The organism is Bradyrhizobium sp. CCBAU 11361 (genome assembly GCF_028128935.1).
In the GTDB taxonomy this organism is placed as follows: Bacteria; Pseudomonadota; Alphaproteobacteria; order Rhizobiales; family Xanthobacteraceae; genus Bradyrhizobium; species Bradyrhizobium niftali.
In genome coordinates, this window is sequence record NZ_LBJZ01000123.1 from 1 (window position 1) to 10,151 (window position 10,151).

General features: G+C 58.4%; 8 protein-coding genes and 1 pseudogene. 5 read left to right on the plus strand and 4 right to left on the minus strand.

Annotated features, from left to right (window positions below):
- Positions 1-98: 98 nt before the first annotated feature.
- Positions 99-572 carry a phasin family protein gene (locus tag XI08_RS10665; protein WP_271574368.1) on the minus strand — a complete coding sequence of 158 codons (474 nt, stop codon included), beginning with the start codon at positions 570-572 and terminating at the stop codon, positions 99-101.
- A 909-nt stretch (positions 573-1,481) separates the two neighbouring features.
- On the opposite strand from XI08_RS10665, the gene XI08_RS10675 reads away from it, so the two are divergent.
- The gene (locus tag XI08_RS10675) at positions 1,482-1,796 is read left to right on the plus strand and encodes a hypothetical protein (RefSeq protein WP_161533464.1); all 315 of its coding nucleotides are present in this window, start codon (positions 1,482-1,484) and stop codon (positions 1,794-1,796) included.
- Between the two features lie 553 nt (positions 1,797-2,349).
- Here XI08_RS10675 and XI08_RS10680 read toward each other — a convergent pair.
- Positions 2,350-2,591: pseudogene (locus XI08_RS10680) on the minus strand (GlsB/YeaQ/YmgE family stress response membrane protein).
- Between the two features lie 280 nt (positions 2,592-2,871).
- Positions 2,872-3,135 carry a hypothetical protein gene (locus tag XI08_RS10685; RefSeq protein ID WP_271574369.1) on the minus strand — a complete coding sequence of 88 codons (264 nt, stop codon included), beginning with the start codon at positions 3,133-3,135 and terminating at the stop codon, positions 2,872-2,874.
- 231 nt (positions 3,136-3,366) lie between these two features.
- Between XI08_RS10685 and XI08_RS10690 the strand changes: the two genes are divergently transcribed.
- The 4 genes from XI08_RS10690 to XI08_RS10705 all read left to right on the plus strand — a co-directional run bounded on the left by XI08_RS10690 (position 3,367) and on the right by XI08_RS10705 (position 7,846).
- The gene (locus XI08_RS10690; protein ID WP_271574370.1) at positions 3,367-3,885 is read left to right on the plus strand and encodes a hypothetical protein; all 519 of its coding nucleotides are present in this window, start codon (positions 3,367-3,369) and stop codon (positions 3,883-3,885) included.
- Between the two features lie 969 nt (positions 3,886-4,854).
- Entirely contained in the window at positions 4,855-5,220 is a 366-nt protein-coding gene (locus tag XI08_RS10695; RefSeq protein ID WP_271574371.1) for a CsbD family protein, read from the plus strand.
- 74 nt (positions 5,221-5,294) lie between these two features.
- Positions 5,295-5,543 carry a hypothetical protein gene (locus XI08_RS10700; RefSeq protein ID WP_271574372.1) on the plus strand — a complete coding sequence of 83 codons (249 nt, stop codon included), beginning with the start codon at positions 5,295-5,297 and terminating at the stop codon, positions 5,541-5,543.
- Positions 5,544-6,064: 521 nt separating this feature from the next.
- Positions 6,065-7,846 carry a Spy/CpxP family protein refolding chaperone gene (locus XI08_RS10705; protein WP_271574373.1) on the plus strand — a complete coding sequence of 594 codons (1,782 nt, stop codon included), beginning with the start codon at positions 6,065-6,067 and terminating at the stop codon, positions 7,844-7,846.
- 214 nt (positions 7,847-8,060) lie between these two features.
- Here XI08_RS10705 and XI08_RS10710 read toward each other — a convergent pair whose 3' ends face one another.
- The gene (locus tag XI08_RS10710) at positions 8,061-9,998 is read right to left on the minus strand and encodes an ABC transporter ATP-binding protein/permease (RefSeq protein WP_271574374.1); all 1,938 of its coding nucleotides are present in this window, start codon (positions 9,996-9,998) and stop codon (positions 8,061-8,063) included.
- Positions 9,999-10,151 lie beyond the last annotated feature (153 nt).

Genomic DNA, 10,151 nt, shown 5'->3' on the forward strand with positions numbered 1-10,151 from the left:
ATTCGCCACGAGCTCTCTCCTGTGTAGAGATTCGAGCTATCAACTAATGTGACGAACTTGCGTTCCAGATGACTAGGTGGTCTTGGTCTTAGGCTGTTTCACCGCTTGGTACCTAATTCGGCCATTTCTATCGAATACTTCTGAAACATGGCGATCCGCTTGCTTGTGAATTCTGCAATGACGCTGAGAATTTCAACGGGCGACCTAATCGTCGCAAGCCTCTGGGCGAATTCAAAAGCCAATTGCATGTTGGCTTGTGCCATTTCCAGCAGCTTTGCTTGATAAGCCCGCAAGTTTGACGTGGCTGAAGAAGAATCAGTTCCTTTCTTTGAATCGTTATCCGTCATCGTCTGTTTGCGGTGATCTTGTAAGGTTGTCGCCGGTGTCTCAACAAGGAGGGGCTCTTGTTTTGAGTCGTTTTGACGTTCATGGGACGATTCAGTCGAGCCTGCCGCAACCGAGCGCAGGGGGCTTTTTTTCGGGCTTCTAGTAATAGCATGATTGGCCCTTTGGGCAGCTATTTTCGTGCTGTGGGCGTGCTTTGACGCCGTTGCCGGCTTACGTTTGCTCATCTGACACTCCAAGGGATGATTGGGCGACCACAACGGTCATCCGCGCCGAGGCAACATGCTGTGTAGTTTAACGTTCCAAACGCGGAATTTAACTTTCGCAATGTGAGCGGTATTGACCAGTATACCGGCTGCCGGACATGCCAGATTGTCGCTATCACCGCCGGGACATCGGCTTCTATCGGTGACGAGAACGCCCGATTGCGCTCCCTCCTTCCTCTATGGAACGGAGCATCCCTATGCAGCAGCGACGCCGCTATGCACCACCTGAAACCACCCTGGAGCAACGCCTTGCCGACGAGGCCTGCCGCCTGTGCGAGCAAGCCAGATTGCTCCCGCCCGGCGCGGTTCGGGATGCCACAATGCGCAAGGCCCGACAAGCCGAAACCGGGTCGCGCCTGAGCGAGTGGCTGCGATCTCCCGGCCTGAAGGCTCCGAGCTAAATGCACAGGTTCAGCGATAGCTACACCTTTGGGCAAGTTCAACCCTCCCTCATACGCGAACTGGCTATACGCGAACTGGCTCGCTGAACTTCGCACCCTATTTCCTGTCCCGGATGAATTCCTTCTAGCGGATGCGATCTTCAGTTTCCCAAACGCATTCAAGGAAGGGAATTCACATTAAGCCGCGCTTGGAATGTTAAGCTCGATCGCATGTCCACTTCGGACGAGGAATCGTTGTGGTCGCCAATCATCGCGTGACAGCGGTGAACCGTCGCTCATAGCGGCCATCCTTGAGCCGTCACTGGTTCAAGCGCAGATGGCAAAGCGCGCAATATGCCATGACATAATGACTCTCAATCTCTGCTCCCCGGTTTGCATCTGCATTTGAGAATATTCACTGCTGGGCTCCTGGAACCATTCTGTCGCGAGCCGATTGGCTCACTGACACAATCACTTTTGGAGAAATGCTATGAAGGCTCTCGCAATCACTCTGGCAGCCGCGGCAAGTACGCTTCTTGTGACCGCTGCTTCAGCTGCCCCGCTTTCCGCCAATGTATCAGTTGCACCGGAGAGCAACATTCAAAACGTTCGCATGGTCTGCAATGAAGACGGTCGCTGCTGGCGCGAACGGGGTGAACGCCATGTTATCATCCGCGACGGGCGCGATGCTTACGGATATGCTCCTCGCGAGCGTTACATCGAGCGGCGCGGCTATGAAGATCGTGGCGGTATCGGCTTCAGCGCTCCTGGCGTGAGCGTCGGAATCGGGACCGACCGCTACTGAGAAACGACGAAATATCCTATGAAATCGGCCGCGGAGCAGTCCGCGGCCTTTTCTTTGGGGTGCATCCTAGAATGGAATACATCGATGCTTCAGTCGGCGTCTGATGTGATCTATCCCGACTTTCCCAAGCGAGGGGCGTTCGTCCCTCGCAACCGTTCCGCAAGCCAAAACGCCCCGATCGCGACAAACGCGAGAAGGAAAATTCCTCCACACGACAGGAAGGTAAGCGTAAAATTTGTGTTCATGACATTCTCCCAAGAGAGATGATCGGGTGCAGTCTCGGTTCGACTCCGCCGCTATCCTGGTGTCAGCTCAGCCGCGATTTTTCAGGTGGTCAGATCAAAGGGCCGACGTTTCGCCATTCGTCGAGCAGTTTCGCTGATAAGGCGAAGCTTGCAGGAGCAGGTTCGGTTCAAAAATTTGCGGCGAATCCTGAGAGCCGGCGCATTGGCGATTATGCAGCGTGCTGCATCACTCAGAGCGGGTCCACAGTCGCGGGGCCGGTAGCCAGATCACAGCGGACGGTCGCGAGTCACTCTGCGGGAATGCGTTACTATCGCCGACCCCAATTGCCGCCCCACCTACCTCCCCATCCGCTGCCACCTCGAAGCAGCCGCACGATGAGCAGCAGCAATATCGCTCCGATGGTGGCGTTGACGATCGCGCTGATCATCCCGGTACCGAGATGGATGCCTAGCTGAGGTAACAACCAGCTTCCGATAAGGCGCCCAAAATCCCGACAATGAGGTCACCGATGATTCCAAAACCGGTCCCCTGGACGATTTGACCAGCCAACTAGCCCGCAACGAGGCCGACAAACAGTATGACCAGCAGGCCTTCGCTCGACATATTCATTGTGACACCTCGGCATCCTGGTTTGGACGCAGTATTGCAAGCTGATCCGCCTGGTGTCTGTGCAAATTTGATCAGCTTGTTGGAATATTGGCTTTGGCGCTAGGTATGGCCTCACGCCATCGACCTCGTGGCAATTGGTTGAGCTCGCCTGTCGGGGTAACAGGCAGTCCATCACCCCTTTGGTCGCTGGTAGAGGCACGCACACGGTCGATTTGAAGTCTCACTTCGACCCGCTTTCTGACCCGCGACCTGCACTGACAAGGCGCGCCTCGAGTTTCGCGCCATTCCCGTGCAGGCACGAGCCGCTGAAGTCAGGCCAAGTCTGCTTTGCGCAGCCCGTGTCGGCAACATGAATATCACGCCGGTTGCTCTTCTGGAGGGCGGCCGACTGCCCAACTTCGACCTCCGGGGCATATCCAGACAATACGAACAAGGCGGCAGCAATGAAGGCGTAAATTGCGATGGCTGAGAGCGTTTTGATCATTTGATCCCAAATTCAAAGGGACAATGGCACCTGCCGTTAATGGTTCCAGTCTTGGCAGTGCTATTTCGACCGGCACGCCAGCACCGCTTTGCGTGAATGGAAGCGGCGCATACGTTGAATCTCCGCGCAATAGGGAGAGCCGAACTGAGGTTCCATTGTGGTCTTGCAATTCGCCGCTTTAACTCGTGAACTTAATGATGGGTTCGTGCTTTGGTTCGTTGGAGGACCAGCTTGGGCCGCATATTCAAACCCTTTGTGTTTCTGATCGCCGCCATCTACTTCTTGGTGGACGCCATCTTTTTCACTCTCTTCAAACCTGTCCTTCGCCGGCTGGCGAACTGCTGGGTTTTCGAAAGCTTGCGAGCGTGGATTGTGTCGCTTCGCCCATATCCTACTCTGGCGCTGTTCATCGTGCCGGTCATTTTGCTTGAACCTGTTAAGCCTGTTGCGGCTTACCTGACGGCGACAGGCCACATCGTTGTCGGGCTTATGGTCCTCATCGTCGGCGAGCTTCTCAAACTCCTGCTTATTGAACGTCTCTTCTGCGTTAGCCGCGATAAGCTTATGTCAATTCCTGTTTTCGCTTCGTGCTACGACAGGTTTTGTCAAGGCCAGGACTGGGTCGTAGCTCTGCAGGCGTGGCGACTCATGCGCCGTTGGAGCTTCATTGCGCAGCACGCTGTTCAAAGATATGTCCTCGAATTTAAGGCTGCGCAGAAGCGAAAGAGGCTTTCTTGGCGATCGCGCTGAGCGTCGAGTTCGCAAGCCAACTAGCCGTCATCGGTTTAAATGTTACCATTCGGTCGTGGATGCAAGTGGTCCAACTTGACGCGAGAGCGCGTCCCAGGGCCACACACCGCACGGCTGAGAAAATGGCGCCACCAGATGTTTGTCGAGAACCTATTCTCTGCTGACAGGTTGTGTCGTCGCTCAGATCCCCATCCCGGGATCTAAACCGGCGCTCGCAGCCCGGAAGAAATCCACTTCATCGAATGGGTTTCGCTGACGACTTTGTCGACGTGGTCGCAATTGACGCCCCGAAACGTGCGCATCTCGGATCCGATCCGAGAGGGCTTAATGTGAGTCAGGATCATTGGACCCAAGCATTGGGGACAGGTATGGGGCCGAATTGCTATACGGCTCGGGTCGAACAAGACGGCTAAGGATGACATGATGCTCACCTAGATTCAGGCGGGAGCATTACAGAACTCTCAGTCACCGATAGATGCCGTGATAGGGACGGTGATGGAGTCACTATGGGATCATCGCTATCCCCCGCGCCGCTCCATTTTGCTCACTTTCGAAAAGTTAACGAATTAGGGACACCTGGGAAAGCACAACGCCACCAAGCCAAATAATGCTTGGTGGCGTTGGATTAGGTCCGGACAGCACAATCCCCCGATGATATGCACTGCGATCGTCTGTTCAAAATTGCTCACTTTCAAACCATTGCTAAGCTAACCCACCGTTGTCGGAAACAGGCCAGTACCCACCGTCCGGTGCCGTCCTAATCAGGACACCCGCAACTTGAAATTGGGATAGTGGGCAAAGAGTGAGCAGCGCGCCGCTGTTGAATGTGGTCGGCCGCAGTCGAGCAGCGAGTGTGGAATGCTAAGAGCTTTAGGCCACACCACATTTGCAAGCCGGCCTGTGCGCGCAGGAACATAGACTGACCTTGTCGGTTAGCTCTCCGAGACCTCATCTTAGGGAGTGTTCGCTATGGAGAGCGATCGAATTGCCGACTCGGCGAAGGATTTCGCCGGTAAGGTCGAGGGCACGGTCGGCGATATCGCCGGCGACGCAAAGACCCAGGCAGCAGGCCGCATCCGGGAAGCGACAGGCGCCGCGCAGAACCTGTACGGCCAGGCCAAGGATGCAACGCGCGAAACTACGGATGCCGCCGTCAACTACGCCAAGGACGCTTATGAGAACAGCAGTGATACCTTCCGTGACGGCTCGCAAGCGATCGCGAAAAAGGTGCAGGACAATCCGCTCGGTTCGATGTTGATCGCAGGCGGGATCGGCTTTGCGTTGGGGCTATTGCTGACGCGCCCGCCGCACCATCCGCCGCAGCGCGGGCGATAACGGCTATGACGGCCATATCGGAGCTATTCACGCTTTTTGATTGATTGGCTGGTTGTTGACTTGGAGATTAGATCGTGAGTGATGACATCCCGCTGGCCCCTTTCGCCCATGAAAGTTTGGATTCCGTTCCAGAACCGAAATCCACGATCGCGGAAGTCTCCGAAGCTGTGAAAGGGACAGTCCAGCGGGTTGCCGGCGCGATAGAAGCAGGTCGAAGGCCAGGGATGCCGCTGAGCATCTTGAGCAACATCGCGCGCGAAGCGCCTCTTGCTTCGCTGTTGGTCGCTTTCCTGTTGGGAGTTGCCATCGCCCGTCGCCGATGATGGTTTGGGGGCGCGCTAGCCGTCCTATACAGATCTGCTGACCCCTCGGAGGCTGCTTAGAGCAGGTGCCCGATACCCGCCCGCAATGGCCGAGAAGGGTCCTGTGCCATGGTCACCTCCTTGGTGAGGGCGGTAGGCTAAGTGCGCTTAGAGCACGCCGCCGGTCAAAATTGACCACACTGTCCGGCTTTAGTTTTCAGACCCCCTGGATTTAGACTGGGGGCGGGGGCAGCATCCGCACCCGATAATCACCTCCGAAAGAAGTTGGCACTCTTCCTGATTGCCGGTCGTGTTCGATAACATCAGAATTGGGTCCAATCGCTACCTTAATGCGGATCAATCTGCGCGACCTTATATCGCGCGGTAGGGCGGGAACTTTTGCTGGCTGACCCTATTTGTCCCGATGTCGGACGCACAACGATTGGTGAATATCAACGCGCCGCGTGGCAAAAACCCCCGCACAATGCGAGTGCCAGTTTGTTTGCGCTGCGATCAGCATAGTCGTAGCGGAGAATTCTTTCATGAAAAGCGTTTTGAAGCTGACTGCAATGCTCGGGCTCGCAGTGTTGATGATCCCGTTGAGCGCAAATGCTCAGGAGCAGAAGCACGAAAACAACAAAGGCGCGCCGGCGGCGCGTTCAGCCCCAGCCGTCGCGCCGCCGCCACAGCGGCAGGCCGCACCGCAAAATCAGGCCGCGCCGCAACGCGAGGCCGTGCCGCAACGCCAGGCCGCTCCGCAACGTGAAGTCGCACCGCAACGCCAGGCAGCTCCGCAACGCGAGGCCGCGCCGCAACGGCAGGCCGTACCGCAACGTGAAGCCGCGCCGCAACGCCAGGCCGTACCGCGACGCGAGGCCGCTCCACAAGGCCAGGCGCCGCAAAGGGCCGCAGCTCCAACCCGTCAAGCAACGCCACGCATTATCAACAGTCCGCGGGACAATGCACCCACCCGAACAGCAACTCCGCCGACCGCCCGCAACGCCGCGTCCAAGGCCGCCGTATCCGCTGCGCCAACGCGCGAGCAGCCGCGCAGCCAGCTACGCGAGGAGCGCACGCTGCGCCAACAGGAAACCCGTGAACTGCGAAAGCTCCCGGCTACGCAACGCGCGCAGAAGCAGCAGGAAATCAATCAGCAGCGTGAGCAGCGCGCGCAGCAGCGGCTACAACCTAACGGCCATGCTCAGCCGAATGCATTGGTTCAACCCAATGATCAAGCGCAGCGCGGCGAGCGTCGTAACGGTGTCGCGCGTGTTACACCGCAGGCAGCACAGCAAGGCCGCTTCGCCGCGCGCTTCGAGGCACGGGCGCAAGGTGCCAATTTCCGCGCGGACACGGCTGCGCTCGCCCCACGCCGGGCCTGGAGCCTCGGCCTGCGCGCGGCCTTCGTGCCGTGGCACGGGCCCGTGTTCTGGCCCTATGCCTATTCGGACGTATTCGATTACGCATTCTGGCCCTCTGGCTATGATGACGGTTACTTTGCCTATGCCTATGATGATTTCTTCGACGGCGTGTTCTGGGGCCAAGCCGGTATGCCGCCTGAGTACAGCTATGCCTATGCACCGCCAAACGCACGCCAAGCCCGATCGACTTCTTCCACCGTGGAAGAGCCGTGCACGCAGCCCGGCACCGGCATCACTGCTTGGCCGCTCGCAGAAATCAATAGCAAGGTCGGCTTGAATACCGAGCAGAAGCGGCTTCTCGACCAGGTGCGAAGCTCGGGCCAGAGAGCCGCCAGCGTGTTCACAGCCTCATGCCCCGCGAAAAACGCCTTCGCGATGACGCCACCCGGTCGCCTACAGGCGATGACGTTGCGGCTTGCAGCCACGCTCGAAGCAGTGCAGACGGTCCGGCCGGCGATGGAGACGTTCTATAACTCGTTGAGCGACGAGCAGAAGGAGCGCCTAAACGAAATTGGGCCGAAGCAGCCCAAGAACAACGCCGAGGCCAACCAGACATCGGCGCGGGATGGCAAGAGCTGCAGCGAACCGAAAGCCGGGCTTGCTAATCTGCCGATTGAGCGGATCGAGGACGCGGTCAAGCCGACCAATGCGCAGGAAGGTGGTTTGAAGCACCTTGAGAAAGCCACCGCAAACGCTGTCTCGATCATGCAAGCCGCCTGCCCCGAGGACACGCCAATCACTCCGCCCGGCCGGTTGGAGGCTATGGAGAAGCGCCTGCAGGCCATGATCGATGCAGCTAATACGGTGAAGCCTGCGCTCAACGACTTTTATGGGGTACTGAGCAGTGAGCAAAAGGCGCGCTTCAACCGCATCGGCGGCGAACTCGCGCAATCCGGCAATTAGTTGGACCTTACGTTGAGTTGAAAATAGATACGCGGCCCGTGTGGCCGTCTCTTTGTTTGCCGGTGGTGCCGAGCGGATTTTAGAAACTCCGGACATTGGTCCCAGGCGCATATCCGAGATGGTCATGACTGACCTGACACAATCCTCGTCCAGAGTCCGTTTAGCCTTCGACACCATTGCAAAAGTCGAAAATCGAATGCGCTTCGAGCCGCTTTCACCTTTGCAGCGGCGGCTTGCGATGACGGAGGAAGCGACCGAGCAGCCGGCGCCTGCCCTTGCGCGGGATGAGATCGACGTCGCTGACGAGTTTCGCGCCACCCTTGCGCCGTTCCAGCACTATCTTGCGGCTGTGGAAGGCTTCAAGCTCGGTGCGATGGGCGACGCTGACCACGGTGGCCATGGGCAGCTCCTTGGTCATCAGCTCCATCATCTTGTCCTGGCTCTTTTCATCGAGTGCAGAGGTCGCTTCGTCCAGCACGATGATATCTGGCTTGTGCAGAAACAGCCGCGCGAAGGCAAGCCGCTGCTTTTCACCTCCTGATAGCGTCTGGTCCCACGGCGCCTCTTCCTCGATCTTGTCCTTGAGATGACTGAGGCCGACCTTGTCGAGCGCTTCGCCGATCTGGTCCACCGTCCAGTCCTCGGCGGCGGCTGGGTAGGCAGCGGCGCGCCGCAGCGTGCCCAACGGCACGTAGGGTTTTTGCGGCAGCATGAACAGGCGGCGATCTGGATGGAAATTGACGCTGCCGCCGCCCCACGGCCACAGCCCCGCGATCGCACGCACCAATGTGCTTTTGCCGGTGCCGGTTTCGCCGGCCACCAGCAGGCGTTCGCCGGCTTCGATCACGACTTCCGCCTCGCCGACCACGGCGGTGCCGTCATCGAGGGTCACCGAAAGATCGTTGAGACTGAGAATAGCGTCGCCTTCGGTCTCGCCGCGCTTGATGCGGCCGATGCCGTCGCCACGTTCGGCGCGCTCAAGGCCGTCCAGGGACATCATCAGCGAGGCGATGCGCCGCGCGCAGGCGTTCCAGTCCGAAAGCCGCGGATAATTGTCGACCAGCCAGCCAAACGCGCTCTGCACGATGGTGAAGGCGGAGGCCGCCTGCATCACCTGTCCCAGCGTCATGCTGCCGTCGAGAAATTTCGGCGCGCACAGTAGCAGCGGCACCACCGGTGCGATTAGGCTCGATCCCTGCGACACCAGCGTGGTGCGCATGTGCTGGCCGGCGAGCCGCGCCCATTGCCTCAGCACCTTGGCAAAGGTCTTGTCAATGCCGTCGCGCTCTTCTTCCTCACCGCCGAGCAGCGCTATGCTCTCGCCGTTCTCGCGCACGCGGGTCAGCGTGTAGCGATACTCGGCCTCGGCTTGATTCTTGTCTTCGGAGACTTGCACGAAGCCGCGCCCGATCGTCATGATCGAACCTGAGGCAATCGCCGCGTAGAACACCGCCGCAATCACGAGGAAGCCAGGAATGGTGATGGTCGATCCTGCGATCGTGACCGTCAGCGCGCCGCCGATGGTCCAGAGCACCACGATGAAGGTGGTCGCCGACAGGAATGCCGAGGTGACGCCGGCGGCGAAATCCACCGGCGCATCAGTGGCGACGCGCAGATCCTCGGCGATGCGGTATTCTGGATTCTGATGGTCGCCGCTGACGAGATTGAGCTGATAATAGCGGCCATTGGTCAGCCAGCGCGACACCACGGAATTGGCTAACCACGCCCGCCAGCGGCGCTGGATGCCCATACGCGTGAATACTTGCGCAACGCCGAGCAGGACGCTGCCGATCGCGAGCGGAAAGAACACCGCGGTCAAATAAAACACGGTGGCGGAATCGCGCTTCTCGATCGCGTCGAAGATCGCGCGATTCCAGACATTGATGCCGTATTGGAAGCCGACATTGGTGACAATCAGGATCGCCAGGACGATGGAAAAGATCCACGCCAGCCGGTCACCGTTTTTCCCCCAAAATCCCTTGGCGCTGATCCAGAAACGCGTGAGCAGATAATCCCGGCGGATTTGCTCCGCGTCTTCGGCAGACAGATCCGGATCGGTTTCAAGGACTTCGGGCGGGGGTGGCTCGATGTAGGCACCGGTTTCAGCAACAACCTCGACGATGGGTGAATCACTGATGGCGGGCCTGCGCATATCCCAATAACGCAAGGAAAAACAGATGGTTCCGCTGGTTTTTGGATGACCTTGCGCTTGGCCAGAAGGTGCGATTGCGGATCAAGCCGTCCGGCGCTTCAGCTTCCCCCATCTAACGACTTGTAGACTGGGACTGACCTCAGACACATCGGC